This is a genomic window from Actinosynnema pretiosum, assembly GCF_024171695.1.
Lineage (GTDB): Bacteria > Actinomycetota > Actinomycetes > Mycobacteriales > Pseudonocardiaceae > Actinosynnema > Actinosynnema pretiosum.
Genome location: NZ_JAMTCF010000004.1, coordinates 434,597 through 460,752, shown reverse-complemented (window position 1 = coordinate 460,752; position 26,156 = coordinate 434,597). Strand labels below are relative to the sequence as shown.

The window sequence follows — 26,156 nt, the reverse complement described above, 5'->3', positions numbered from 1 at the left end:
AACCACCGGCGCTCGTTCGGTCGCCCCCGGATCGGCCGGTGTTCGCGGCGCCGCGCGTGCCCGAACCACCCGTCCCCGAGCCGCCCGTGCCCGAACCGCCCGCTGCCCCGGCGCCGCCAGCACCGCTCGACTTCCCGCGCGCGCCTTTCCGCCGCCCGCCGCCGGTCTTCCCGCCTTCGGCGCGTCCCCCGGTGGTCACGGGTTCAGGGTGTCGATGATCTGCTGGCCGTACTTGGCGAGCTTGTTCTCACCGACCCCGCTGATGCCGCCCAGCGCGTCCAGCGTGCTCGGCGCGGTGCTCGCGATCTGGCGCAGCGTCGCGTCGTGGAAGATCACGTACGCGGGCACGCCCTGCTCCTTCGCCGTGGCCGCGCGCCAGGCCCGCAGGCTCTCGAACACCTCCTCCTGCTCCGGCGAGAGCTCCAGCTGGTCCGCGCGCTGCTTGCCGCCGCCGCGCGCCGTGCGGACCTTCTCCACCCGCTCCGGCTGGCGGCGCATCAGCACCTTGCGGCCCTGGAACAGGACCTCGTCGCTGCCCGGCGTGGTGGTCAGCGTCGAGTACTCGCCCTCCACCGCCAGCAGCCCCTGCGCGAGCAGCTGCCGCACGACCGCGCGCCACCCGCTCTCGTTCAGCTCCTCGCCGATGCCGAACACCGACAGCGAGTCGTGGTCGAACTGGATGACCTTCGCCGTCTTGCGGCCGAGCAGGATGTCGATGATCTGGCCCGCGCCGAACTTCTGCCTGCGCTCGCGCTTGAGCCGGACGATCGTGGACAGCACCTTCTGCGCGGGCACCGTGCCGTCCCAGGTCTCCGGCGGGGCGAGGCAGGTGTCGCAGTTGCCGCACGGCTCGCCGCTCTGGCCGAAGTACTCCAGCAGCCGCGCGCGGCGGCAGTCGACGGCCTCGCACAGCGACAGCATCGCGTCCAGGTGCTGCGCCTGGCGGCGGCGGTGCTCCTGGTCGCCCTGCGAGTCCTCGATCATCTTGCGCTGCTGCACCACGTCCTGCAGCCCGTACGCGAGCCACGCCGTGGACGGCTGCCCGTCGCGGCCCGCGCGGCCGGTCTCCTGGTAGTAGCCCTCGACGGACTTCGGCAGGTCCAGGTGCGCGACGAACCGGACGTCCGGCTTGTCGATGCCCATGCCGAACGCGATGGTCGCCACCATGACGAGCCCGTCCTCGCGCAGGAACCGCGACTGGTTGGCCGCGCGCGTGCCCGCGTCCAAGCCCGCGTGGTACGGCAGGGCCGCGATCCCGTTGTCCACCAGGAACTCCGCGGTCTTCTCCGTGGAGTTGCGGGACAGGCAGTAGACGATGCCGGAGTCGCCCGCGTGCTCGTCGCGCAGGAGCTTGAGGAGTTGCTTCTTCGGCTCGTTCTTGGGGACGATCCGGTACTGGATGTTGGGGCGGTCGAAGCTGGCGACGAAGTGCTTGGCGTCCTCAAGGCCGAGCCGGGTGGCGATCTCGGCGTGGGTGGCCTTGGTGGCGGTCGCGGTGAGGGCGATGCGCGGGACGTCCGGCCAGCGCTCCTTGAGGTGCGACAGGGCCAGGTAGTCGGGGCGGAAGTCGTGGCCCCACTGGGCGACGCAGTGCGCCTCGTCGATCGCGAACAGCGCGACGTCGCCGCGCTCCAGCAGGCGGGTCGTGGCGTCGAGGCGGAGGCGCTCGGGGGCGAGGTAGAGCAGGTCCAGCTCGCCCGCGAGGAACTCGGACTCCACGAGCTGGCGCTCGTCGGGAAACTGGGTGGAGTTGAGGAAGCCCGCGCGCACGCCGACGTCGCGCAGGGCGTCGACCTGGTCCTGCATGAGCGCGATCAGCGGCGAGATGACGACCCCGACACCGGACCTGACCAGGGAGGGGATCTGGTAGCAGAGCGACTTGCCGCCGCCGGTGGGCATGAGGACGAGCGCGTCACCGCCACCGATGACGTGCTCGACGATCTCGCCCTGGTCACCGCGGAAAGACTCGTACCCGAAGACCCTCCGCAGGACCTCACCCGCGTCGCTGGAAGCCATTGGGCAAGGCTAGCCGACGGGTCTGACAGGGGGCCGGAAGACGGTGGTGGAGTGCCACTGAAAGTAGTTCTTCGATTCCGGGGTGTGCGCTGGGACTTGGCGGCCTGCTAGTTCGGTCAGGCGGGCGCGCAGGGCGGGGTGGGGGGTGTCGGCGACCTGGATCCGGCCGTCGGGGGCGACGGTGAGGTGGCCGAGCTCGTAGAGGTGGTCGCAGCCCAGGGCGCAGGCGAGCATGGCGACGTTGGCGAGGTCGAGCGCTTCGACGTAGTCGCACTCGGTGCGGAACTTGATGTGCGCGGCGACCAGCGACCGCGCCGGGTACTCCTCGCCGCAGAGGGCGCACGGGGCGCTGTCGCGGCCGTCGAGGAGCAGGTCCCGCAGCGCGGCCTGCTCGACGCGGGCGGTGGTGCTAGAGGGGCGGTTGAGGGCCGTGACGTCGGCGTGGAGCCCGACCCGGCGCAGCACCGCCTCGGCCTTGGGCCCCGGGTAGGTCTTGGCCAGGTGGGCGATGATCCTGGCGCGCAGGAGCCTGCCCCTGGTGAGCGCGGTGTGGGCCCGGAGGGTGAAGCCGGCGTCCGCAGTCCTCGGGACGTCGGTGGCGCCGCGGGCCTCCCAGAGGTCAGGTGCGGAGGCCAGGTGCCGGAAGGGGCGCTCGGGGGTGCGGTTCTCGCCGAACTCGACCAGCAGGTCGCCCACCTCGCGCTCGAACTCGGGCCAGGTGACGAGCCGCTCCTCGCCGCGCACGAGCCTGCCGAGGGCCCAGAGGAGGGTGAGCGACTCCGGGAGGTCGAGGCGGCCTTCGGCGGTGAGCGCGCGGACGTCGTGGAGCAGCTTGGCGGCGGGCCAGGTGATGTCGGCGCGGGAAGCGGGCTTGCGGGGCCGTTCCGGCTGGTCGGCCTGCTGCTCCTGCGCGGCGGCGAGGTAGGCCTCCAGCTTCGCCGCGTCCACCTCGCGGTAGCCGGGGACGTCGACCTCCAGCCGCAGCCGCTTGCTGTTGTTCCCCGCCTTGGGCGCGCCCTCCTTCTGGCCGATGCGCCCCTGCCCGCTGGTGAGCTGCCTGCGCAGCTCGGCGAAGTCCTGGCAGGCGTGCAGGGAGACCGGTTCGCGGAGCACGCTCCGCTCCAGCGGGGACAGGCCCTGGACCTTCTGCGAGTCGACCAGCGCGGCCCGCAGCACGGCGTTCGCGGCGCCGAGGCGGACGAGGAGGAGTTCCAGGCCGATCCGGTAGTCGGAGTTGCGGCTCTTGCCCTCCACCGGCCCCTTGCCGCCGGAGCTCTCCAGCACCACGGCCAACCCGTCGCCGTCCGGGACGACGGTGAAGCCCGCGTTCAGGAGCTCGCCGGAGTCCGAAGTCATCCGCATCGGATCACAGTGCCAGAAGCCCCTCGCCGAACGGGCGCGCCCCGGCGATTCCAGTGATTCCCAGCGCCTCCTAGGCTTCCGCCATGGGGTACGCCGACGTGGGCAGGGCCGAGGTGCTGCGGGCCATCGCGGAGTGCGACCGGGTGGGGGCCGAGGAGTTCCGGAAGCGGCACGGGTTCGGGCAGGCTCGGCGGTTCGTGCTGGTGTACGAGGGCGGCGAGTACGACTCCAAGGCCGTCGTCGGGGTCGCGCACGGGTTCCTGCCCGACAGGGCACCGCTGCGGGCCTCGGACTTCAGCGGTGGGCAGGCCACAGTCACCCGGCTGCTGACGGGACTGGGCTTCACCGTCGTCGACCGGGCGCGGGCCCCCGTGCCGCCGGTCACCGGGAAGGCGGTCGTGTGGGAGCGGGGGCGGGTCGTCGAGCCCGCGCCCCGGCAGGAGCGCACGACCAGCGCCGTGCAGCGGTTGCGCTACGTCGCGGCTCCGGTGAAGGCGATCCACGAGGACCGCTGCCAGTTCTGCGGCACCCGGCTGGACCTCGGGTACGGGCACTTCAGCAACGCCGCGCACATCCGGGCGCTCGGCGCGCCGCACCACGGGCCCGACCACACAGACAACGTGCTGTGCCTGTGCCCGAACTGCCACGCCCAGTTCGACGCGCGGGCGCTCTACGTGGACGAGGACGACAACGTCCGGCACGTCAACGCCGAGCAGCCGCTCGGCCCGCTGCGCCGCGACCCCCGGCACCGGATCTCCGCCGAGCACCTGGCCTACCACCGGTCGCTGCCGGTCGACCCCGCCCGCGCCCACGCGCTCGCGGGCGACCGGGACTAGCGCCCCTCAACCGCGCCCCTCAGCGGTCGCCCGGCTCCCGGGTCTGGTCCTGCGGGCGCATCGACAGGCCCTGCTTGATGCGCTCCAGCCGGTTGCCCGTGATCGGGCCCACGGCGTCGTCCAGCATCTGGGTCGCGTTCTGCGTCGCCACCTGGATGGCCGACAGGATGTCCGCGCGCAGCGCCGACGGGGTGCGCCTGAGCGCCTCCTCGGTCAGCTGCAGGTCGACCACCGCGCCCGACGGGGCCGCGATCACGGTGACCGCGCCGTCGGGGCTCCTGCCCTGGCCGCGCAGGTCGCGCATCGCCCGCTGGACGTCGCCCGCTTTCGCCGACTGCTCCTCGAACGTGCGCTTCATGTGCTCCAGGCGCTGCTGCCGGTCCCTCACGACACCCCCGCGCGTCCCCGCCGTCGTACCTCTGAATGGCCCCCGGAGGCTACGGCAGGACAGCCGTACGGGTCGCTGTATTGCCCGGTGGTGTTAAGCACTTCACCCGGAACGGTCGGCCGGGGTGATCGGGGGCGGGTGCGGAAAGCGGGCCGCTCATCGGTGGCTGACCGGCGGCAAGAGGGGTGCCGAAGATCCACCGGGAACGACCGCTCGCCACGGGTGGGTGAAGAAGGTGACATCCCCGTTCGAGGACTCGGTTCGGACACGGACGGGAAACGATCTACGGAACGGTTCGGTCCGAAGGGGACGGCCGGAAGGGTGTTCGGCGGGGAACGGGGCGCGCGTTCTTCCGAGGGCGGCTCGGAACCGTTCGATCCACTCCGAACACCCGGACGCGCCGGTTTTCCCGGTGCGGGCGGCACTCCCCCGCGCGGCGCGCGCCGGTTGTTCCCGGCCGCTCACCTCGCGGTGTGAAAGCACGGTGTGGCCGTGCGCGGGGGGCGCTTTTCTCGTCGGCCGACCCGCGCCGAACCTGATCGCACCCCATCGCGATCACTTCGGGTTCCTCGACAACCTCCCGAAGGCGCGCGTCGTGTGCGCCTCCCGTTCACCAGGGGGTGCCCCGATGCGGATCGGGAAGGTTCCGCGACGTGAACGCCGCGCCCGCCCGGCGCGCGGTTCCGGGAATTCCCCGGCACGTCCGCCCGCCGTGCGGGCACTGCCCTCCGGAGGGGTTTGCGCGCGTTCCCCCTCGGGCACCGCGCGCCGCATCGGGCACCGACCGTGAACGGTTTCCCCGACGGCCGCCCGGTGTCGCCCCTTCGGGCAAAAGAACTTCGGCGCTTCGGGCACCTCGGCGACCGCGCGCCGCGCGCACAAGGCGCCGGGCGGCCACACGGGGAACGGGGCGCGAAAAGCCATCAGGAGGCGGAGCCTCGGCACGGGGAATGCGGTCGCCGGGCGCCGTCGAAGGTCGCCACCGGGGCGCGCAACCGCGCGCGAGAGCGTCAATTGCTGGTCAGACGTGGTGCCCCCGGTGCGACTCGAACGCACACTGGACGGATTTTGAGTCCGCTGCCTCTGCCGATTGGGCTACGGGGGCCGGTGGCACGACTCTACTCGATCAGGCGAGCGCGCCGCCGGGCGGGGCGGGTGTCGCGCTTCAGGAGCGGACCAGCCTGGCGATCGCCGCGGAGGCCTCCGCGATCTTCGCCTCGGCGACTTCACCGCCCTGCGCCGCCGCCTGAGCAACGCAGTGCTTGAGGTGCTCGTCCAACAACCCCAGCGACACCGCCTGGAGGGCCTTGGTGGCGGCGGAGATCTGGGTCAGCACGTCGATGCAGTACTCGTCGTTCTCCACCATCCGCTGCAACCCCCGGACCTGCCCCTCGATCCGGCGCAACCGCTTCAGGTAGGCGTCCTTGTCCTCCGTGTAACCGTGCACCGCTGCCCGCCTTCCCCTACCCCAGGTGGGTACCCGCTCCAGGATAGGCCACCCAACCGGGTGTGACCCCGACCACGAGGCCGACCGCGCATTTCCCGACTTAACCGCAGCCCCGAAATGACCCGTCCGGGGGCATCAGTCACATTTACCAGACGAAAGGTTAGGCGATATTCAGCCGGTGCACTATGGTGTCGAACGAAGCGTGTGGCGTAGTTACGATGTCGAGGGCAACACACGCTATGCGAGCACACACGGAGGAACAGTGGCACAGCAGACCGTCGTCCAGCTCATCGACGACCTCGACGGCAGCGAAGCCGCCGAGACCGTGACCTTCGCGCTCGATGGTGTCGAGTACACCATCGACCTCTCCAAGGACAATGCGGACAAGCTCCGCGACTCCCTGGCCGACTTCGTGGCCAAGGCGCGCCGCGCCGGTGGGCGCAAGCAGCGCAAGGGCGGCGGCAAGAGCACCGTAAAGGCGGGCGACAAGGCCCAGGCCCAGGCCATTCGCGACTGGGCCCGCGCGCAGGGGCACCAGATCTCCGACCGCGGTCGCATTCCCCAGGGCCTGGTCGTGCAGTTCCAGGAAGCCCACGCCTCCTGAGTCGCGCAAGCGTTTCCCCGGCTGTCCGCGAGCGAACCGCCGCAGCCGGGGAAACCGCAGGTCACCTGCCGGGAAAGTCCGCCTGGAACAGCGCGAGGGCCGCGGTCGCCTTGACGGCCGTCTCCTCGAATTCCGCCTCGGGGTCGGAGAGCGCGATGACCGCGCCGCCCACCCCGAATGCGGTCTCGCGCGCGTCCGCGACCAGCGTCCTGATGACGACGCTGAAGTCGGCGGCCCCGCACAGCGAGAAGTACCCGAGGGCGCCCGAGTAGACGCCCCTGGGCCCGGCCTCCAGCGCGTCCAGGATCTGCATCGTGCGGATCTTGGGGGCGCCGGTCATGGAACCGCCGGGAAAGGCCGACCGCACGGCGGACACCGCCGTGCGCCCCGGCGCCAACCTCCCCCGCACCGTGCTCACGAGCTGGTGGGCGGTCGCGTAGGTCTCCACCGCGAACAACCTCGGCACCCGCACGCTGCCCACCTCCGAGCAGCGGCTCAGGTCGTTGCGCACGAGGTCGACGACCATCAGGTTCTCGGCCCGGTCCTTGACGCTGCCCGCCAGCTCCGCGCGCAGCGCCGCGTCCTCCTCCGGCGTCCCGCCGCGCGGACGCGTGCCCTTGATCGGCTCTGATTCCACCCCGCCCGCGCGGTCGACCCGCACGAACCGCTCCGGCGAGCAGCTGAGCACCGACAGCTCGCCGAAGCGCAGCAGCGCACCGTGCGGGGCCGGGTTGCGGGCGCGCAGGAACCGGTAGCCGCGCCACGGGTCGATCCGGCCGGGCACGGTCCCCCGGTTGGTCAGGCAGACCTCGTAGCTCTCCCCCGCCGCGACCGCCTCCAGGCAGGCGTCCACCAGCTTCAGGTACCGCGCCCGGTCGTGCCGCAATTCCACCTCGCCCCGCAGCGGGGCGGGAAATTCCTTCTCGGGGGTGCGGAAAGCGCGGAGGAACTCCTCCACGCGGTCCAGCCAACCGCCGTCCGCGCCTTCGAGCGCGAGCAGGTGGCAGCGCTTTTCCCGGTGGTCGAACACGATGGCGCGGTCGGCGAAGACCAGGGCGGCGTCCGGGTGCTCGGACCGGTGGGCCGCGTCGCCGCCGCACTCGGCCTTCAGCTCGTACCCGAGGTACCCGACCCAGCCGAGCGCGAAGTCGAACGGCAGGTCGGGGGCGTCCACCCGCCACGCCGCCAGGTCGGCCTCCAGCCAGTCGAGCAGCGGGCCGTCGTGCTCGGCCTCCCCCTCGGCGGAGGTGACGTGGACCCGCCCGGCGGTCACGTCGTAGCGGGCGACCCGCGCCAGCGGCCCGGACGCGTCGCCGATGACCGAGAACCGGCCGCGCCCGCCGTCCGCGCGGCTGCTGTCCAGCCAGAACGAGTCGGGAGACGCGCCGTGCAGCGCCTCGTGCACCGCCTCGGGGTCGGGGTGGACGTCCAGGGAGCGCACGAGCAGCCGTCCCGGCGCGGCCTCGACCGGCGCGGGTGGCGGCGGGGGCGGGGTGGGCGCGGCCCGGCCGCCCACGAGGTCGCGGAAGTTCGCCAGCAGCCCGAACCCGTGCTCGCCCGCGACCGACTCGGGGTGGAACTGCACGCCCCACGCGGACCGCTCGCGGCGCCGCACGGCCATGAGCACCCCGTCGCCGGGCGCCCAGGCCAGCGGTTCCAGCTCCGGCGGCAGGTCGGTGACGGCCAGCGAGTGGTAGCGCACCACGCGCAGCGGCGACGGCAGCCCGGCGAACAGGTCGGTCCCGGTGTGCGCGACCTCGTCCACGATGCCGTGCCGGGGAGTCACCCGTTCGACGGTCGCACCGTGCCCCAGGCACAGCCCCTGGTGACCGAGGCACACGCCGAGCAGCGGGATCTCGGCGTGCTCGACGACGGCCGCGCACAGCCCGAAGTCGCGCGGGTCGTCGGGCCTGCCCGGTCCGGGCGAGATCAGCACGGCGTCGTAGCGCCGCAGGTCGGCGAGCCGGAAGTCCGGGTCGTCGTGCCGGATCACGTCGGGCTCGCGGCCGTTCACCCTGGCCACGAGGTGCGCCAGGTTGCCGGTGAACGAGTCGAGGTTGTCGATGAGCAGGGTTCGCATGGCAGGCAGGACGGTACCCGCGCGACCACCCGGTCAGGGGATCTCCCGACCCACGCCGATCACCTCTCCTCGGCGACCAGGCGCAGCTTGCCGATCTCGACCGGCGGCCCGGTCAGCTGCACGACGCACACGAAGACCCCGTCGTCGCGCCGGTGGACCACCGCGTTCGGCGCGGCCCCCCCGGCTGACAGGGCGAGGCCTGACACGTCCTCCGCCCCCGCCTCCGGGGTGCAGGCGGGGGCCTCGGGGGCCACCTCGGCCAGCACCTCGCACGGCTTCGGGTCCCACCGGGCCTTGTCGTCCGCGACGACCGAGATCAGCCCGAACCGGCCCGCGGAGTGGTCCATGTCGACGAACCTGCTGATCTCCTCCCCGTGGCCCCGGTCGGTGTGCTCCAGGCGCTCGATCTTGACGGGGGTCTGCTCGCCGGGGACGCGGCTGAGACCCGCGTGGGTCTCCAGCCTGCTCTCGAAGCCGTGCCCCTCCTGGACCAGCGACTGGACGAGCAGGTCGGCGGGGGAGAACGAGACGCTGGTCGGGAACGGCGGGAGTACGCCGTCGCCGCCGGAGACCGGCGCGATCGTCTCGCCCTCCCTGGGCGGGTGGACGGCCGCCACTCCCGCGAGGACCAGCACGACCGCGCCGCACGCCGCGAAAGCGCTGCGCGCCGCCTTGCGCCGCTGGGCCGCCCGGCGCGCGGCGACCAGCGCGGACCTGACGTCCATCGGGGGCGGCGGGTCGCTCAGCGCGTCCCGCATCCGCTCCTTCAGCTCTGGCTCGTTCACCGCGTCACCTCCCGCTGCTCCACGACGAGCCCGCGCAGCGCGCTCAGCCCCCGCGCCGCCTGGCTCTTGACCGTGCCCTCGGAGCAGCCGAGCGCCTCGGCCGTCTCGCGCACGGACAGGTCCTCCCAGTACCGCAGCACCAGCACCGCCCGCTGCCTGGTGGGCACCCGCGCCAGCGCGGTCAGCAGCAGGTGCCGGTCCTCGAACGAACCCGAGGGGGCCGCCGCGCGCTCCACCGGTAAGTCACCGACGGTGACGCGGCGGAACCACCCGCGTCGAGTCTCCGACACGAACGTGCGCACGACCACCTGCCTGGTGTACGCGTCCAAGGCGTCCAGCCTGGCCAGCCGGTCCCAGGCGAGGTAGAGCTTGGTGAACGCCGTCTGCACCAGGTCCTCGGCCCGGTGCCAGTCGCCGCACAGCAGGTAGGCGGTCCCGCGCATGGCGTCCGCCCGCGCCGCGAAGTACTCCGCGAACGCGGCGTCCCGTGAGCTCATCTGCCCCTCCCCCGTGACATCCGCGTTAGTCACGCCACGGGCGGGTCGTCACGTTGCACCCTTACGGGTGACTTCAGGGCAGACTTGTGGGGACGAATCCCCCAGGAGGGCCCCACTCCCATGTTCCTGCTGTTCATGGCGCTCGCGCTCGGCCTGCTGAACTACTACCTGTGGCGCAGGCTCGTGCGGGCGACCACCACGTCGAGGCGGGCCCGCACCACCGGCGCCGTCGTGCTCGGCGCGCTGTTCGTGATGATGATGACCGCGATGGCGCTGGTCCGGGTTGACCCGATCGGGTACTCCTGGATCGCCTGGCCGGGTTACCTGTGGCTCGCGCTCGGCTTCTACCTGGCCGTGATCCTGGTCGTGCTGGAGATCCCCCGGCTGATCCTGAACCGCTGGTGGCGGCGCGACGCCCCGGAGCCGGTGGCCGCGACCCTGCCCGCGAGCCCGGCCGAGGACGGCGTCGCCGTGGCCGTGGCGGAGCGCGAGTTCGACCAGGCCGCGACCGAGGCCACCGGCAAGCCCTCGGTGGACAACGGCCGCAGGCTCTTCATCGCCCGCTCGATGGCCGTCGCCACCGGCCTGGCCGCGACCGGCATCGTCGGCTACGGCGCGAAGACCGCGCTGGGCGGTCCGCAGGTCAAGACCGTGCCGGTGACGCTGGCCAAGCTCGACCCGGCGCTGTCCGGCTACCGCATCGCCGTGGTGAGCGACATCCACCTCGGCCCGCTGCTGGGGCGCTCGCACACCGAGCGGATCGTGCGCACGATCAACGGCCTGCAGCCCGACCTGGTGGCCGTGGTCGGCGACCTGGTCGACGGCACCGTCGCGCAGCTCGGCGAGGCGGCGGCCCCGCTGAAGGACCTGGTCAGCAAGGACGGCGCGTTCTTCGTGACCGGCAACCACGAGTACTACTCGGGCCACCTGGAGTGGATCTCCGAGCTGGGCAGGCTCGGCCTGGACGTGCTGCGCAACGAGCGGCTGACCATCGCCCGCAACGGGGCCGCGTTCGACCTCGCCGGGGTCAACGACCACACCGGCGGGCAGATGGACGACGCGCCCGACTACGACAAGGCGCTCGGCGGGCGCGACGAGCGCAACCCGGTCGTGCTGCTGGCCCACCAGCCGGTGCAGGTGCGCGAGGCCGCGAGCAGGGGCGTCGACCTCCAGCTGTCCGGCCACACGCACGGCGGGCAGATGTTCCCGTTCAGCCTCGCGGTGCCGATCCAGCAGCCCGTGACCTCGGGGTTGGCGACCGTCGACGGCACCCAGGTGTACGTCAGCAACGGCGCCGGGTTCTGGGGTCCGCCGGTCCGCGTGGGAGCACCCCCGGAGGTCACGCTTGTGGAGCTGCGTCACAATTCGGCCCTCGGGTAGCGATTTGTTCAGGTTGTGCGCCTAGGGTGGGCGGCCGTGCCCGAGGACGGATGCGGAGGGGGACCCCTAGCGAGATGACGGAGAGCTACGCCGACCAGCGGCTTCACGGTGCTGAGGATCGGATCCGTCGTTTCCTGGAGCGGGAACAACCCGGAACGCCCTGCCTGGTGATCGACCTGCCCACCGTGGTGGAGCGGTTCCGCGCGCTGCGCGCGGCGCTCCCCGAGGTGGGGATCTTCTACGCGGTCAAGGCCAACCCGACCCCCGAGGTGGTCGAGGTGCTGGCCGCCGAGGGCTGCTCCTTCGACGTGGCCAGCCCGAACGAGATCGACCTGTGCCTGGCCAAGGGCGCCGCGCCCGAGGCCGTGTCGTACAGCAACCCGATCAAGAAGGCCGCCGACATCGCCTACGCGCACCGGCTGGGCGTGCGGTTGTTCGTCTCCGACAGCGAGCAGGACGTCAGGGCGATCGCCGAGCACGCCCCCGGTGCGCGGGTGATGCTGCGCATCCTGGTGGAGAGCAGGGGCTCGACCTACCCGTTCGGGAAGAAGTTCGGCTGCGCGCCGGACATGGCCGTCGACCTGCTGCGCCTGGCGGGCGAGCTGGGCCTCTCGCCGTACGGGGTCGCGTTCCACGCGGGCTCCCAGCAGCTCGACCCGACCGGGTGGGACGCGGCGATCGCCGACGCCGCCGAGGTCGCCGCGAAGCTGCGCGCCGAGGGCGTGGCGCTGTCGGTGGTGAACCTGGGCGGCGGGCTGCCCGCCGGTTACCTGGAGCAGCCGCCGCCGCTGGCCGAGTACGCCGCCGCGATGACGGACGCGGTGCGCCGGAACTTCGGCGAGCACGCGCCGTCGGTGATGATCGAGCCGGGGCGGGCGCTCGTCGCCGAGTCGGGTGTCATCCGGTCGTCGGTGGTGCTGGTGGCCCGCAAGTCCTACTCGGACGAGCGGCGCTGGGTGTTCCTGGACATCGGCCGGTACGGCGGGCTCGCCGAGACCGAGGGCGAGGCCATCGCCTACCCGCTGCGCACCGACCGCGACGGCGGCGAGACCGGTCCGGTGGTGCTCGCCGGTCCCACCTGCGACGCTGACGACGTGCTCTACCAGCACACGCGCTACGACCTGCCGCTGGACCTGCGAGCGGGCGACCACGTCGACCTGCTGCGCGCGGGCGCCTACACGGCGAGCTACTCCTCCGTGGCCTTCAACGGCTTCCCGCCGCTGGCCACCTACTGCGTGCGGTGAGCACGCCCCCTCCGGTTGTCCCTGCAGGCGTCCGGCCGCAGGAACCTGAAGTTGATGTTTGGAGTGATTGATGTCCGAACTCCCGTGCGAGACCGAGCCCGTCGGCTTGTTCGCAGGACAGCACGTGCTGGCTGAGCTCGAAGGCGTGAGCCCGGAGCTGCTCGACGACGAGCGGTTCCTCAGGCACGCCCTCGGTGAAGCGCTCACCCAGGCCGACGCCACGGTGCTGGAGGTGGTCTCCAAGCAGTTCGACCCGCAGGGGGTCACGGTCCTGGCCCTGCTGTCGGAGTCGCACGCGTCGATCCACACCTACCCGGAAGTCGGGAAGGTGTTCGTCGACGTGTTCACGTGCGGCACCCGTGCGAAGCCGGAGCTGGCGGTGCGCCTGCTCTCGGAGGCGCTCGGCGCGGAGCACGCACGGACGGACACGGTCAGGCGAGGCACCGGTCGCGTGCCCGCTCTCGTAGGCGAGGAGAAGTCTTGATCACCGAACCGCTCGCGGCGGGCATGACCCGGCACTGGGAGGTGGCGGAGACGGTCGTCGACACGAGGACCGACTTCCAGCACCTGGTGATCGCGCGCACCTCGCAGGGGTTGTCGCTGTTCTGCGACGACGACCGGCAGAGCACCGAGTTCAGCCAGCTCACCTACCACGAGGCGCTGATGGTCCCGGCGCTGCTGCTCGCGGACAAGGTCGAGCGGGTGCTGGTCATCGGCTCCAGCGAGGGCGTCGTGTGCCAGATGGCGGTGGCCGCGGGCGCGTCGGTGGTCGACCACATCGACATCGACGAGCAGGCCGTGAAGCTGTGCGCGGAGCACCTGCCCTACGGCTACACCCTCGACGAGCTCGCGCTCGCCGAGAAGGGCGAGGGCCCGATCCGCGTCCAGTACACGGACGGGTGGGAGTACATCCGCACGACCTCGGAGCGCTACGACATCGTCCTGGTGGACCTGCCGGACGAGCGCGAGGAGGAGGCCCAGCACAACCGCCTGTACGGGGCGGAGTTCCTGGGCATGTGCAAGGCGCTGCTCGCGCCGGGCGGCGTCGTGGTGTCCCAGGCGGGCTGCCAGACGATGTGGCGCAACACCACGCTGACGCGCATGTGGCAGCGGTTCACCGAGGTGTTCGGCACGGTCGCCTACTACGGCTCCGACGAGCACGAGTGGGCTTACCTGTTCGGGCGCGCCGACGAGGTCGCCGACCCCACCGCGCTGATGGTGGAGCGGTTGCCGGAGTGCGGCTACCGGCCGGAGTCGATCGACGAGCTCGCGCTGCGCGGCAACTCGATCCCGCCGTACTCGGTGCGGCACGCGGCGAAGGTCTGACGGGCGACCCGTCCGGGTCCGCCCGGCGGGCGCGCTGGTCCGCCGGTCCTGGCGGGAGGGCCGCCGTTCCCCGAGGGGAGCGGCGGCCCTCCCGCGTCCGGTCAGGCCAGGGACTTCTTGAGGAAGTCGACCTGGAGCAGCAGCAGGTTCTCGGCGACCTGCTCCTGCGGGGTCATGTGCGTGACGCCGGAGAGCGGCAGCACGGTGTGCGGTCGGCCGCCCGCCAGCAGCGCCGAGGACAGCCGCAGGGTGTGCGCGGCCACGACGTTGTCGTCGGCGAGGCCGTGCACGATCATCAGCGGTCGCTCCAGCTCCCCGGCGCCGTCGATCAGCGAGTTGGCGTCGTACACCTCGGGCCGCTCGGCCGGGTCGCCCAGGTAGCGCTCGGTGTAGTGGGTGTCGTAGAGCCGCCAGTCCGTCACCGGCGCGCCCGCGATGGCCGCGTGGAACACGTCGGGGCGGCGCAGCACGGCCAGCGCCGCCAGGTAGCCGCCGTACGACCAGCCCCGGATCGCCACGCGGGTCAGGTCGAGGTCGGGCTCGACGGCCGCCGCGCCCTGGAGGCCGTCCACCTGGTCCTGGAGGGTGACGCCCGCCAGGTCGAACGCGATCTCGCGCTCCCAGGCCGGGCCGCGACCGGGGGTGCCCCGACCGTCCACGACGAGCACGGCGAAGCCCTGGTCGGCCAGCCACTGCGAGGTCAGGTAGGCGTTGCGGGCGGTGAGGACGCGCTGGGCGTGCGGGCCGCCGTACGGGTCGAGCAGCACCGGCAGCCTCGTGCCGGGGACGTGGCCGCGCGGGTAGAGCAGGGCGGCGCGCAGGCCGCGCTCGCCGACGGTGAGCAGCTTCGGCTCGGGGGTGAGCACGGGCGTCTCGGCGTGCGAGGCGACCTCGTGGGCGCGGCCGTCGCGGGTGACGGTGGCGCGGGCGCCGAAGCGGTCCAGGGTGGACGAGGAGAGCACCAGCGTGCCGCCCGCGCGGGTCGCCGCGTGCACCCCGGCCTCGTCGGTCAGGCGGGTGGCCGAGGTCGCGGTCAGCGCGTGGACGTGGATCTGCGTCGGGTCGGCGTCCTCGAACGCGGTGACCAGCACGTCCTCGGCCGAGACGTCGAGCACCGCGCGCACCTGGAGCCCGTCCGGGGACCAGGGGCGACCGCCGACCACGAGCCGGTTGGCGCCGGTGTGCGGCAGGATCTCGACCAGCTCGCCGTCCGCCGACCAGCACGGGACGCCGGGCGGCAGCTCCAGCCAGGTCGGGTCGGTGTTCTCCTTGAGCGCGCTGGTCGCGCCGGTGGCCGGGTCGATCGCGAGGACCTGGACGGTGCGCTGGTCGCGGGACTGGACGGACAGCAGCGGCGCGCCCTTCGCGGACCAGTGCGCGGTGGCCAGGTACGGGAACGCGGCGGTGTCCCACGGCACGTCGGTGCGCGCGCCGCTGGTCAGGTCGAACAGGGCGGCGGTGACGACGGCGTTCGGGGTGCCCGCCGCCGGGTAGGCGATCTCGGCGGCCGGGGTCGCCGGGTTGGCCGGGTCGGCGATGTGCCAGCGGGTGACCGGGGAGTTGTCCACGCGCGCGGCGAGGACGTGCTCGCCGTCCGGGGAGAACCAGTAGCCCCGGAAGCGGTTCATCTCCTCGGCGGCGATGAACTCGGCCACGCCCCAGGTGACGTCGTCGGCGTCCGGCTCGGCGACCGCGCGGTCCGCGCCGGTCTCCAGGTCGACCACGCGCAGCGCGCCCGCGGCGGCGTACCCGACGCGGCGGCCGGTCGGGTCGAGGCGCGGGTCGACCACCGGGGCCGGGACGGGCAGCTCGCGCACGGCGGCGGTGGCCAGCTCGACCACGAACAGCCTGCCGGAGAGCGCGAACACGGCCTGGCGCACGTCGGCGTCGGTGGCGTAGCCGACGATGCCCGCGGCCTGCTCGCGGCTGCGCTCGCGGCGGGCGCGCTCCTCGGGGGACAGCTCCTCGGGCTCGCTGAGCAGCGCGGTGGGGTCGACCACCAGCTCCTCGGCCCCGGTCGCGGTGTCCAGCGACCAGAGGCCGTTGGCCCGCACGCGCGGGCTCGCGGTGCGGAGGAAGTAGGCGCGCTCGCCGTCCGGGGAGGCGGTGAAGTTGCGCGGTGCGCCCAGCGTGTAGCGCTGGGTCCGCGCGTGCTGGCGGGGGAAGGTGTTCTCGTTGCCCACGGGGCAACCTTCGCAGACTCGGCGCGGGCGGGCGCGGGAGACCGGCCGTCCCGCGCCGGTGATCTTCCCCGCGCGTGCGGGGACCCCCGTCCGGGGCGGGCGGGGGTCCGGGGTCGCGGCGGTCCTCAGAGGACGGTGCTGATCTCCTCGAAGTCCAGGCGCGGGTTGCGCGGGAACGCCGCCTCGGGGTCCGGGTGGCCGATGTTGACCACGACCAGCGGGACCTGCGCGGTGCCCGCGAAGAACTCGGCGCGCACGGCCTCGGCGTCGAACCCGGTCATGGGACCGGCGGCGAGACCCGCGGCGCGCACGCCCACGATGAAGTAGCCGACCTGGAGCGCGGCGTTCAGCTTCGCCATCTCGGCGCGGCCGGGGTTGGCCTCCATCATGTCCCGCGCGCCCGCGAAGTGCGGGAAGACCTTGCCCATGTGCTCGTGGAAGTCCACGTCGGCGGCGAGGAGCGCGACGACCGGGGCGGAGGCGACCTTGGCGCGGTTGCCCTCGGACATGTGCGGGAGCAGGCGGGCGCGGGCGGCGTCGCCGCGCACGTAGACCACGCGCAGCGGCTGGGTGTTCATGCTGGTGGGCGCCCACTTGACCAGGTCGTGCACGGCGCGCAGCTGCTCGTCGGAGACCGGCTCCGAGGTGAACGCGGAGGCGGTGCGGGCCTCGCGGAACAGCAGGTCCTGCGCCTCGCCGGAGAGGGCGAGCGGGGTGGTGGTCGCGGTCATGGGCTTCTTCTCCCGGTGTTGTCCCTGGCGGGTGTGCCGCCAGGGACAACCGGAGAGCTCTCCCCCGGCATTCCGGCTCGTGACCGCGTTCACCGGGCCGGAGCGCGAGGCGCCCGTCACAGCGGGCCGCGACGGCGCTCGCCGTCGCGGCCCGACCGGTCAGAGCGTGGAGTACAGCGGGTGCTTCTTCGCCAGCGCCTCGACGCGACCGCGCAGGGCGGCCAGGTCGGGCTCGGGGCGCAGCGCGGCGGCGATGACCTCGGCGACCTCGGCGAAGTCCTCGGCGTCGAAGCCCCTGGTGGCCAGCGCGGGCGTGCCGATCCGCAGGCCCGAGGTGGTCATCGGGGGGCGCGGGTCGTTCGGCACCGCGTTGCGGTTGACCGTGATGCCGATCTCGTGCAGGAGGTCCTCGGCCTGCTTGCCGTCGAGCGGCGAGTTGACCAGGTCGACCAGCACCAGGTGCACGTCCGTGCCGCCGGTGAGGACGCGGACGCCCGCGTCGGCCATGTCCTGCTGGTTCAGCCGCTCGGCGAGGGCGCGCGCGCCCTCCAGGGTGCGGCGCTGGCGGTCGGTGAACTCGGGGGACGCGGCGTGCTTGAACGCCACGGCCTTGCCCGCGATCACGTGCTCCAGCGGACCGCCCTGCTGGCCGGGGAACACCGCCGAGTTGATCTTCTTGGCGAGGTCGGCGTCGTTGGTGAGGATCACACCGCCGCGCGGGCCGCCCAGGGTCTTGTGCGTCGTGGTGGTGACCACGTGCGCGTGCGGCACCGGGCTGGGGTGCAGGCCCGCCGCGACGAGACCGGCGAAGTGCGCCATGTCGACCATCAGGAACGCGCCGACCTCGTCGGCGATCCGGCGGAACTGCGCGAAGTCCAGCTGGCGCGGGTACGCCGACCAGCCCGCCACGATCAGCTTCGGCCGGTGCTCCTTGGCCAGCGCCTCGACCTCGGCCAGGTCGACCAGGCCGTCGCTGTCCGACACGTGGTAGGGCACCACGTTGTAGAGCTTGCCGGAGAAGTTGATCCGCATCCCGTGCGTGAGGTGCCCGCCGTGCGCCAGGTCGAGGCCCAGGATCGTGTCACCGGGCTGGAGCAGCGCGAACATCGCCGCCGCGTTGGCCTGCGCGCCCGAGTGCGGCTGCACGTTGGCGAAGCCCGCGCCGAACAGCTCCTTGACCCGCGCGATCGCCAGCCGCTCGACGTCGTCGACGTGCTCGCAGCCGCCGTAGTAGCGGCGGCCGGGGTAGCCCTCGGCGTACTTGTTGGTCAGCACCGAGCCCTGGGCCTGGAGCACCGAGACCGGCGTGAAGTTCTCGGAGGCGATCATCTCCAGCGTGTTCTGCTGGCGGGCCAGCTCGGCGGCGACGGCCTGCGCCACCTCCGGGTCGAACTCGGCCAAGGAGGTGTTGAAGTGCGCGGACATGGTTGGGCTCCCCTTTGTCACTTTCGCTTGTAGAAGGGCAGGGCGACGACCTCCACGGGCTCGCGGCGGCCACGGACGTCCACGGTCAGCGCGGTGCCGGGCTCGGCGTTGGCCCTGGTCACGTAGGCCATCGCCACCGAGTGGCCGAGGGTGGGCGACAGGGCGCCGCTGGTGACGACGCCGATCTCGGCGCCCTCGGCGTCGAGCACGGGGTAGCCGTGGCGGGGCGCCCGGCGGGACGCGGTCTTCAGGCCGACGAGGGTGCTGTCGGCGCCCGCCTCCGCAGCAGCGGCGAGGGCGGCGCGGCCGACGAAGTCGCCCGGCTTGTCGAGCTTCACGACGCGGCCGAGGTTCGCCTCGAACGGGGTGCGGTCCAGGCCCAGCTCGTTGCCGTAGAGCGGCATCCCCGCCTCGAGGCGGAGCGTGTCGCGGCAGCCGAGGCCTGCGGGCTTGAGGCCGTGCGGCTGACCGGCCGCCAGCAGCGCCTGCCACACGTGGGCGGCGTCGGCGGGGGCGGTGAACAGCTCGAAGCCGTCCTCGCCGGTGTAACCGGTGCGGGCCAGCAGGACGGGCTTGCCCGCGACCTCGGCCGGGTAGGAGGCGTAGTACTTGACGGCCGCCAGGTCCGTGCTGGTCAGGCCTTCGAGGATGGCCGTGGAGGCCGGGCCCTGCACGGCGATGAGGGCGTAGTCCTCGGAGCGGTCCACGACCTGGGTGTCGAAGCCCTTGGCCCGCTCGACGAGCTCGGCGGCGACGGTGGTCGCGTTGGAGGCGTTCGCGACGACCAGGTACTCCTGCTCGGCGAGCCGGTAGACGATCAGGTCGTCCACGACGCCGCCGCTCTCGGCGCAGATCATCGTGTAGCGGGCGCGGCCGACGCCGATCGCGGAGCAGTGGCCGACCAGGGCGTGGTCGAGCGCGGCGCCCGCCTCGGGGCCGGTCAGGACGATCTCGCCCATGTGGGTCAGGTCGAACAGGCCTGCCGAGGCGCGCACGGCGTGGTGCTCGGCGAGCTCGCTGTCGTAGCGCAGCGGCATCCGCCAGCCCGCGAAGTCGGTGAAGTGCGCGCCGAGGGCCTCGTGCTCGGCGTGCAGCGGGGTGCGGCGGGGTTCCATGCTGCGGGTTCCTCCCTGGTGGCGGACCTGGTCGGCCTGCCCGTTGGCGGTGTCCCGCGCGCGGTCGGGCGGCGGGCGTGGAGGGGCGGACCTACCGGTTCCGGTTCGGCCCGCCGGGGGAAGGATCGCACGAACCCGCTCCCCGGTTCGCGGGCAGCGGGTTCGGCGGGTCGGGCGCGGCGCTCAGAGGGCGCGGCCCGCGCGGACGCTCTCGACGACCTTGCGCTCGGCGTAGAACGACACGAACGGGATGGTGCCCGCGAGCAGGATCAGGACGGTGCTCTTGATCGTCCAGCGGGCCTTGAGGGCGAGGTCGACGGTCAGCACCAGGTAGATCGCGTACAGGAAGCCGTGCACCGGGCCGACGATCCGCATCAGCGTCTCGCTGTCGCCCAGGTACTTGAACAGCATGGCGACGACCAGGCCGAGCAACCCGACCCCGACCACGTAAGCCATCAGCCGGAACCTGCTCAGCGCGCCACTCATCGCCCCACCCTCACCGCGTTCGCTCACCTGGTGTCCCGCGCGTTCAACTCGGCGAGGTAGCGGTTGTAGGCCGCCATCTCCTCGTCGTCGTCCTCGTCGTCGTACTGGTCGTACTCGCCGCGCGCGGGGGTCTTGACGGGGTCAACCGTAACGACCGGCGTCCGCGCTCCCGGCTCCGGGGCGGGGGTGATCCGCTGCGGGGCGGGCGCGGGGTCGGGCGAGGTCGACGTGGCGGCGGGCTGTCCGGTTCGCCCGTTCTCGGCGGCGAGGGCGGCGTCGGCGGCCTTGTTGGCGGCGTCGAGGCGGCGGACGCGCCACACCATGAACGCCGGGAACAGGCCGAAGAGCGGCCACTGGAGGACGTAGCCGAGGTTCTGGAACGTGCCGTTGGCCGAGGAGAACCGCTCCCACTGCCACCACGCGAGGCCGCAGCAGGCCAGGAGGGAGAGCAGGCAGACGGCGGCGATGGTCACGCGCTGGGAGGTGATCCGGGGGCCAGCCACACGACCAGGTTAACCGCGCGGGTGCTCCGGTCGGGCCGGGGGCCTGCGGTGGAGGGGTGTGAGGTGGGTCGCCGGGGTGTGGTGGAGCGGGTGCCGGGGGTGACGGCGCGGCGGTTCGGGGCGGCGCGGGCTCGCGCCGGGAGTCCGGTGCGGTCGCCCGTTCGCGTGACCTGTTCGCGTGCCCTGTCCGGGGCGCTCGGGCGTCGGGGTCGGGCGTCGGGATCGCCCGCCGTGGGGCCTGAAGACCGCGCAGGGGTCGACGGGGCCGCCGGTTCGGGGTGGCGGTGGGACGTCGGCGCAAGCGGGTCGGGCGGCGGGGCGTCGTGGTGCCGCGTGGGCCTTGAGGGCTGCGCGTGGCGACCTGCCGGGCAGGGGTGCCGCTGGTCAGGGTTCGCCTGGTCGCGCTCGTCGGCCTGGTGGTGTCGGGCGGGGCCGGCCGTCGGCTCCGGCGAGGGCGGGGTGCTGCCCTGCCGAAGTGGCCGCCCGTGCGCCGCTCGGGCGCACCGGTCGTCACCGCGCTCGGGTCACCTCGGCCGGTCCTCGGCTGGATCGGTCCTCGGGTGTTCCGGGCTCGTCGTGCTGCCGGAGCCGGTGGTGGGCCGCTCGGGGCCCGCCGGGTTCCGGGGTGGTCGGTGCGAGGCCGTGCGCGGACGGCCTCTCGCGACCGCTCGGGGCGCGCCGCACCGCGACGCGCGCTCGGTCGTGGGGTGGGCTCCCGCGCAGGAGCCCGCTCCCGGATGGGTGTTCGGTCAGGCCACGCCGTCGCGGCGCTGCCTCTGCAACCGCGCCACGCACCAGGCCGCGGCGCTGCCCCGACGCAGGTGCTGGAGCACCGTCATGGGGCCGAGCCTGCGCCCCAGGTCGGCCGGGCTCAGGCCCGCCGCCCGGTAGTCGAGCGCGCGCTGGTCCATCGGGCTGATGCCCGCGTCCCACCACAGCTCGGCCTCGGTGAGGTCGCCGACCAGCTGCCAGTAGCTGGCCGCCGCCGCGAGGAGGACCTCGGGCGCCTCGGGCGCCCGCTTCCTCATCGCCGCCACGTACGCGGGGTCCGCGGACTCGACCTTGACCGAGCCTCCCCGGTACCCGCCGGTCGCCCGCTGGACGGGGATCGCCGGCGCGGACTGCGGGGCTTCGGCGAGCCACGCGTCCTTGATCCGGTTCACCTCGCGCAGCTCGGCGTCGTCGGAGCGCTCAGCCGCCCACTGTCGCAGCAGCTCGTCCACTCCGGAGTCCTCGACCATTCCGCCTCCTCGTCGGTCGAAGATCAGCCAATGCAGCGCACCGTATTCGCGGGTTCCGACAACCGCTAGACCCTTGTTTGCCAAAAACCCTGTTACCAGGGTGTTATAGCCCTCATTTCACCCGCTAGGCGGAGCGCCCGGCCATCTCGATCACTTCAAGTGACCGAGATGGCCGGGCGTCACGCGAACAGGGCTCGGATGAAGGTGATGATCGACTCGGCGCCCTCGCGGAGCCAGGCCAGCACCCCCTTCACCGTCTCGGCGGACTGGTCGGGCTGGGTGATGAGGAAGAACAGCACCAGCGCGACACCCGCCAGCGTCAGCACCTTCTTGAGCTTCACCGATCGCTCTCCATCCGTTCACCGGGGCGGCACGAGCGGGTCCGGGGACAGCCCGTTACCCGACTCGACGCAGGCCATGGTCCACCACTCACCCGGATGACACGGGGAGAACGCGCCGAGCTGGTCCGTTCAGCCCTCAGGAGACACCCTGGGCGACGAATGCCCCGACCGATGACCACCCGAACGGACTATCAAGGCCGTTGGGCTGAACGCCGATGCTGTGGGTGACGGGCCGCCAGGCGGCTCCGCCCACACCTCCCAGCCCGGCCCGAACATCGGAGCTCAGCCACACCCCCAGCACAGCCCCGCCGGATCACTCGGATGCGCTCGGTCACGCACGCAGCGTGACAGGAGAGTCGGGCGCGTCCTGAATTCCCTGCGCCGCGCTCCGGGGTTTTCCGCAGCCATTTTTCGATCATCGGCGGTGGGGGTGGTCCGGATTTGTTCCGGAATGTGGACGAGCGGGTGAACCCCAGATTCTTACGCGGTACCGGCGGGTAGCGGAAGAGCCGGTGGGCGGTGGGGGCGCGGAGGGACGCGGACTACCCGAAAGTCGAGCCGCTGACCAGCGGGAACGTTGGGGTTGCGCGGAAAAACGACCGGGGGCGCTCGGGCAACCCGCAGTGGTCGTTCGGGCAGGGGGGTGGAGGCGCGGCGGGCGCGGGTCGGGTGGGCGGCAGGCGTGCGGGTGGTGGTGGCAATGGTGCAGGCCAGGTGGGGTGCGGGCGCGCGGGCTGGTTGGTGGGCGTGTGCGGGCTGGGCGGGTGTGGGCTGGGCGGGTGGTGGAGGCGCGAGCCGGACGTGAGGCGTGAACCGCGCGGAGGCGTGGGCCGGGGAGCGGCGGGCGCGCGGGGCTGGCTGGGCAGACCGAACGGGTGGCGGAAGGACGAGGGCAGCCCGGCGGGAGTAGCGACGCGGACCGAGTGGGCGGTGAGCCTCAGCGGCGGGAGCAACCGGCCGGGTCGGAGGCGCGAGCGGCGTCCAGGGCACCGCTCGGCGAGCGATGGCCTTGACCGGATCGGCGTGTGACGGCCGGGTGGGATCGGCGTGTGACGGCGGACCGGAACCAGGTGGGCGGCGATGGCAGCGGCGGCGGAACCTGGCGGCTGTGCAGCGGGGCCGAGCGGCCAGCCGCAAGCCGACACCGAACGAGTGGTTGCGGGTTGCGGGCTGTCGGTTGCGGGCTGCGGGCTGCGGGCTGCGGGCTGCGGATGGCGCCAAGCAGGTGGTGGCTGGCTGGTAGTGGCTGGCTGGTGGTGCCGAGCAAGTGGTGATGGGCTGGTGGTGAGCGGTTAACAGCAGGCTGGAACCGGACCGGTGGGGCAGGTTGAAGCCGAGCGAACGGACCGCACGCCCTAGGTTGAACGGTCCGTTCAACCGGCAGGGACCACCGCACCGACCGTGGACCGACGGCTGCCGACCTGACTTCCACGCACCAGCTCCGAGCGAACGGACCGCTCACCCAAGGTCGACGTGCCCCTGGGCGAACGGACGACTCACCCCAGGTCGACGCTCCCCAAGCGAACAGACCGTTCACTCGACAACGGACCGTTCACTCGACGCCGACATGACCGCCGCACGAATGGCCGTTCACCCGACGTCGACAGGTGGACAGGCCACACCGGGCCGGGCCAGGCCGAACAGAGGGAGCGAGGCCGGGCACTGCCATGTCGCACCGGGCTGGGCGACGCCGGGCCACATCGGGTCAGGTCAGTGCGAGCGAGGCCGGGCGGCACCCGGCCGGGCCATGCCGTGTCAGGTCTGCCAGACCGGATCAAGCCAGCCTCCGAGCACCCCGCCCCCAGCACCCCTGCCCGCGAAGCGCCCCCAAGCATCACCCGCCCACCCCGCCCCGCCTCACCCCACCACCCCCGCCGCACGCAACTCCGCCACCCGCTCCACCCCAACCCCCAACTCCGCCAGCACCTCATCCGTGTGCTCCCCCACCCCCGGCACACCCCCCGGCCGATCAGCCGGTGTGCGCCCGAACCGGGGCGCGGGCGCAGGCTGCGGCACCCCGTCCACCTCCACGAACGTCCCCCGCGCCACGTTGTGCGGGTGCCCCGGAGCCTCACCGGGGTCCAGCACCGGGGCCAGGCACGCGTCCCGCCCCGCCGCCAGCTCCGCCCACTCGTCGCGCGTGCGCCCCCGCACCGCCTCCGCGATCCGCGCCCGCAGCTCCGGCCACGAAGCCGGGTCCTCGCGGGCGGGCGGGTCGACCAGGCCCAGGAGGTCCACCAGCTCCCCGTAGAACTTCTCCTCCAGCGCCCCCACGCCCACGTACCGCCCGTCCGCCGTCTCGTACACGTCGTAGAACGGCGCTCCCCCGTCCAGCAGGTTCCGCCCCCGCTCGCCCTGCCACCCCCCGCTCAGCCGCATCCCGTGCAGGAACGTCGTCAGCAGCGCCGCCCCGTCCACCATCGCCGCGTCCACGACCTGCCCGCGCCCCGACCGGTCCCGCTCGTGCAGTGCCGCGAGCACGCCCACGGCCAGCAGCAGCCCTCCGCCGCCGAAGTCGCCGACCAGGTTCAGCGGCACGGTCGGCGGCTGGCCAGCTCGGCCGATCGGGGACAGGGCGCCCGCTACCGCGATGTAGTCGATGTCGTGCCCGGCGCGCTCCGCGAGCGGGCCGGTCTGGCCCCAGCCGGTCATCCGGCCGTACACCAGGCGCGGGTTGCGGGCCAGGCACTGAGCGGGGCCGATGCCCAGGCGCTCGGTCACTCCGGGGCGGTAGCCCTCGACGAGCACGTCGGCGCGCTCCACCAGGTCCAGCACCAGCGCGGCGCCCTCCGGGGAGCGCAGGTCCACCGCCACCGAGCGCCTGCCGCGCCCCAGCAGGTCGCCGGGCAGGGCGCTCGCGCCGATCCGGTCCACGCGCACCACGTCCGCCCCGAGGTCGGCCAGCACCATGCACCCGAACGGGGCCGGTGCGAGACCGGCCAGCTCCACCACGCGCAGGCCCGCCAGCGGTCCGGCCATCACAGGCTCCTCGCGATGATTTCCTTCATGATCTCGTTGGTGCCGCCGTAGATCTTCTGCACCCGCGCGTCCGCCCACGCGCGCGCGATCGGGTACTCGGTCATGTACCCGTACCCGCCGAAGAGCTGCACGCACTCGTCCACCACCCGGCACAACCGCTCGGTCGACCACCACTTGGCCATCGCCGCCGTGGGCACGTCCAGCTCACCGCGCAGGTGCAGCTCCACGCACTCGTCGACGAACGCCCGCGTCACCCTGGCCTCGGTCGCGCACTCGGCGAGGGTGAACCGGGTGTTCTGGAACTTGATCAGCTCCCGCCCGAACGCGGACCGCTGCTTCACGTAGTCCAGGGTCAGCTCCAGCGCCGCCTCGATGCCCGCGACCGACGACACCGCGATCACCAGCCGCTCCTGCGGCAGCTGCTGCATGAGCTGCACGAACCCCTGCCCCTCGGCGCCGAGCAGCGCGGAGGCGGGCAGCCGGACGTCATCGAAGAACAGCTCCGAGGTGTCCTGCCCCTTGAGCCCGAGCTTGTCGAGCACCCGCCCGCGCCGGAAGCCCTCCGCCCGCGCGGCCTCCACGACCAGCAGGGAGATCCCGGCCGCCCCCTTGTCCGGGTCGGTCTTGGCCGCCACGATCACCAGGTCGGCCTGGGCGCCGTTGGAGATGAACGTCTTCGAGCCGGTCAGCACGTACCCGTCGCCGTCGCGCCGCGCCCGCGTGGTGATGCCCTGCAGGTCCGACCCGGCCCCCGGCTCGGACATCGCGATCGCGCCCACGTGCTCGCCGCTGGCGAGCTTGGGCAGCCAGGCCAGCTTCTGCTCCTCGCTGCCGTAGGCGAGCAGGTAGTGGGCGACGATGCCGTTGTGCACGCTGCCGCCCCACGCGCTGTCGCCGGAGCGCGCCTGCTCCTCCAGCAGCACGGCCTCGTGGGCGAACGTGCCGCCGCCACCGCCGTACTCCTCGGGCACCGACAGGCACAGCAGCCCCAGCTCGCCCGCCTTGAGCCAGAAGTCCCGGTCGACCTGCTTCTGCTCCGCCCACCGCTCCTGGTGCGGCACGGCCTCCTTGGCGAAGAACGTCCTGGCGAGCGAGCGCAGCTGGTCGAGGTCCTCGGTCATCCACGGTGATCGGCGCGCGGTCATGACCTGGGACGCTGCCACCGCTCGGGCCGCCCCGCCATGACC

At 73.0% G+C, this 26,156-nt stretch carries 23 protein-coding genes and 1 tRNA gene; 6 read left to right on the top strand and 18 right to left on the bottom strand.

All coding sequences use genetic code 11. The features are described 5' to 3' along the window. Nucleotides 1–195: 195 nt before the first annotated feature. Both recQ and LV78_RS11160 read right to left on the bottom strand, forming a co-directional pair. On the bottom strand, nucleotides 196–2,016 hold the full coding sequence (recQ, locus tag LV78_RS11165; protein ID WP_253844819.1) for a DNA helicase RecQ: 1,821 nt from the start codon (nucleotides 2,014–2,016) through the stop codon (nucleotides 196–198). A 9-nt stretch (nucleotides 2,017–2,025) separates the two neighbouring features. Beyond that, nucleotides 2,026–3,378 (bottom strand): phosphorothioated DNA-binding restriction endonuclease family protein, encoded by a 1,353-nt coding sequence (locus LV78_RS11160; protein WP_253844817.1) that lies wholly within the window; start codon nucleotides 3,376–3,378, stop codon nucleotides 2,026–2,028. Between the two features lie 83 nt (nucleotides 3,379–3,461). Between LV78_RS11160 and LV78_RS11155 the strand changes: the two genes are divergently transcribed. Further along, a complete protein-coding gene (locus tag LV78_RS11155) occupies nucleotides 3,462–4,214 on the top strand; it encodes a ScoMcrA-related endonuclease (RefSeq protein WP_253844815.1) in 753 nt (250 codons plus the stop codon). Nucleotides 4,215–4,233: 19 nt separating this feature from the next. Here the strand turns inward: LV78_RS11155 and LV78_RS11150 are convergent, their stop codons facing one another. The 3 genes from LV78_RS11150 to LV78_RS11140 form a co-directional block, all read right to left on the bottom strand. Next, complete coding sequence (locus LV78_RS11150; protein WP_253844813.1) at nucleotides 4,234–4,602, bottom strand: YbaB/EbfC family nucleoid-associated protein; 369 nt, start codon at nucleotides 4,600–4,602, stop codon at nucleotides 4,234–4,236. A 1,028-nt stretch (nucleotides 4,603–5,630) separates the two neighbouring features. Beyond that, nucleotides 5,631–5,707 (bottom strand) — tRNA-Leu (locus tag LV78_RS11145). 60 nt (nucleotides 5,708–5,767) lie between these two features. Beyond that, on the bottom strand, nucleotides 5,768–6,049 hold the full coding sequence (locus tag LV78_RS11140) for a metal-sensitive transcriptional regulator (protein WP_253844811.1): 282 nt from the start codon (nucleotides 6,047–6,049) through the stop codon (nucleotides 5,768–5,770). Between the two features lie 262 nt (nucleotides 6,050–6,311). Between LV78_RS11140 and LV78_RS11135 the strand changes: the two genes are divergently transcribed. After that, a complete protein-coding gene (locus LV78_RS11135) occupies nucleotides 6,312–6,653 on the top strand; it encodes a histone-like nucleoid-structuring protein Lsr2 (RefSeq protein WP_015804349.1) in 342 nt (113 codons plus the stop codon). 61 nt (nucleotides 6,654–6,714) lie between these two features. Here the strand turns inward: LV78_RS11135 and pabB are convergent, their stop codons facing one another. The 3 genes from pabB to LV78_RS11120 are packed head-to-tail and all read right to left on the bottom strand — an operon-like array spanning nucleotide 6,715 to nucleotide 10,015. Next, the gene (pabB, locus tag LV78_RS11130; RefSeq protein ID WP_253844810.1) at nucleotides 6,715–8,733 is read right to left on the bottom strand and encodes an aminodeoxychorismate synthase component I; all 2,019 of its coding nucleotides are present in this window, start codon (nucleotides 8,731–8,733) and stop codon (nucleotides 6,715–6,717) included. Nucleotides 8,734–8,792: 59 nt separating this feature from the next. After that, nucleotides 8,793–9,518, bottom strand: coding sequence for a hypothetical protein (locus LV78_RS11125; RefSeq protein ID WP_253844808.1), 726 nt, complete (start codon nucleotides 9,516–9,518; stop codon nucleotides 8,793–8,795). Then, entirely contained in the window at nucleotides 9,515–10,015 is a 501-nt protein-coding gene (locus LV78_RS11120) for a SigE family RNA polymerase sigma factor (protein ID WP_253844806.1), read from the bottom strand. The genes LV78_RS11125 and LV78_RS11120 overlap by 4 nt, the downstream gene beginning before the upstream one ends. A 120-nt stretch (nucleotides 10,016–10,135) precedes the next feature. Here LV78_RS11120 and LV78_RS11115 point away from each other — a divergent pair, with 120 nt between their 5' ends. From LV78_RS11115 to LV78_RS11100, 4 genes are all read left to right on the top strand, one after another. Then, nucleotides 10,136–11,395: a metallophosphoesterase gene (locus LV78_RS11115; RefSeq protein WP_253844804.1), complete on the top strand. Its 1,260-nt coding sequence runs from the start codon at nucleotides 10,136–10,138 to the stop codon at nucleotides 11,393–11,395. 74 nt (nucleotides 11,396–11,469) lie between these two features. Further along, nucleotides 11,470–12,639, top strand: a complete 1,170-nt coding sequence (locus tag LV78_RS11110; RefSeq protein WP_253844802.1) for a type III PLP-dependent enzyme — start codon at nucleotides 11,470–11,472, stop codon at nucleotides 12,637–12,639. 70 nt (nucleotides 12,640–12,709) lie between these two features. Beyond that, nucleotides 12,710–13,123, top strand: a complete 414-nt coding sequence (gene speD, locus LV78_RS11105; RefSeq protein ID WP_015804355.1) for an adenosylmethionine decarboxylase — start codon at nucleotides 12,710–12,712, stop codon at nucleotides 13,121–13,123. Beyond that, nucleotides 13,120–13,965, top strand: a complete 846-nt coding sequence (locus tag LV78_RS11100; RefSeq protein ID WP_253844801.1) for a spermidine synthase — start codon at nucleotides 13,120–13,122, stop codon at nucleotides 13,963–13,965. The genes speD and LV78_RS11100 overlap by 4 nt, the downstream gene beginning before the upstream one ends. Before the next feature lie 101 nt (nucleotides 13,966–14,066). On the opposite strand, the gene LV78_RS11095 is transcribed toward LV78_RS11100, so the two are convergent. From LV78_RS11095 to LV78_RS11050, 10 genes are all read right to left on the bottom strand, one after another. Next, on the bottom strand, nucleotides 14,067–16,148 hold the full coding sequence (locus LV78_RS11095; protein WP_253844799.1) for a S9 family peptidase: 2,082 nt from the start codon (nucleotides 16,146–16,148) through the stop codon (nucleotides 14,067–14,069). 125 nt (nucleotides 16,149–16,273) lie between these two features. Further along, nucleotides 16,274–16,879: a malonic semialdehyde reductase gene (locus tag LV78_RS11090; protein ID WP_253844797.1), complete on the bottom strand. Its 606-nt coding sequence runs from the start codon at nucleotides 16,877–16,879 to the stop codon at nucleotides 16,274–16,276. Between the two features lie 159 nt (nucleotides 16,880–17,038). Then, a complete protein-coding gene (glyA, locus tag LV78_RS11085) occupies nucleotides 17,039–18,304 on the bottom strand; it encodes a serine hydroxymethyltransferase (protein WP_253844795.1) in 1,266 nt (421 codons plus the stop codon). 17 nt (nucleotides 18,305–18,321) lie between these two features. Then, nucleotides 18,322–19,419 carry a glycine cleavage system aminomethyltransferase GcvT gene (gcvT, locus tag LV78_RS11080; protein WP_253844793.1) on the bottom strand — a complete coding sequence of 366 codons (1,098 nt, stop codon included), beginning with the start codon at nucleotides 19,417–19,419 and terminating at the stop codon, nucleotides 18,322–18,324. 183 nt (nucleotides 19,420–19,602) lie between these two features. Further along, entirely contained in the window at nucleotides 19,603–19,905 is a 303-nt protein-coding gene (locus LV78_RS11075; protein WP_253844791.1) for a DUF3817 domain-containing protein, read from the bottom strand. 23 nt (nucleotides 19,906–19,928) lie between these two features. Then, nucleotides 19,929–20,408, bottom strand: coding sequence for a transcriptional regulator (locus LV78_RS11070; RefSeq protein ID WP_253844789.1), 480 nt, complete (start codon nucleotides 20,406–20,408; stop codon nucleotides 19,929–19,931). A gap of 749 nt (nucleotides 20,409–21,157) precedes the next feature. Then, nucleotides 21,158–21,649, bottom strand: coding sequence for a helix-turn-helix transcriptional regulator (locus tag LV78_RS11065; RefSeq protein ID WP_253844788.1), 492 nt, complete (start codon nucleotides 21,647–21,649; stop codon nucleotides 21,158–21,160). Between the two features lie 179 nt (nucleotides 21,650–21,828). Beyond that, nucleotides 21,829–21,990, bottom strand: coding sequence for a hypothetical protein (locus tag LV78_RS11060; protein ID WP_253844786.1), 162 nt, complete (start codon nucleotides 21,988–21,990; stop codon nucleotides 21,829–21,831). Between the two features lie 1,857 nt (nucleotides 21,991–23,847). After that, nucleotides 23,848–24,969 carry a CaiB/BaiF CoA transferase family protein gene (locus tag LV78_RS11055; protein ID WP_253844784.1) on the bottom strand — a complete coding sequence of 374 codons (1,122 nt, stop codon included), beginning with the start codon at nucleotides 24,967–24,969 and terminating at the stop codon, nucleotides 23,848–23,850. Beyond that, nucleotides 24,969–26,114 (bottom strand): acyl-CoA dehydrogenase family protein, encoded by a 1,146-nt coding sequence (locus tag LV78_RS11050; RefSeq protein WP_253844782.1) that lies wholly within the window; start codon nucleotides 26,112–26,114, stop codon nucleotides 24,969–24,971. Before LV78_RS11050 ends, LV78_RS11055 begins: the two co-directional genes overlap by 1 nt. Between the last annotated feature and the right edge of the window lie 42 nt (nucleotides 26,115–26,156).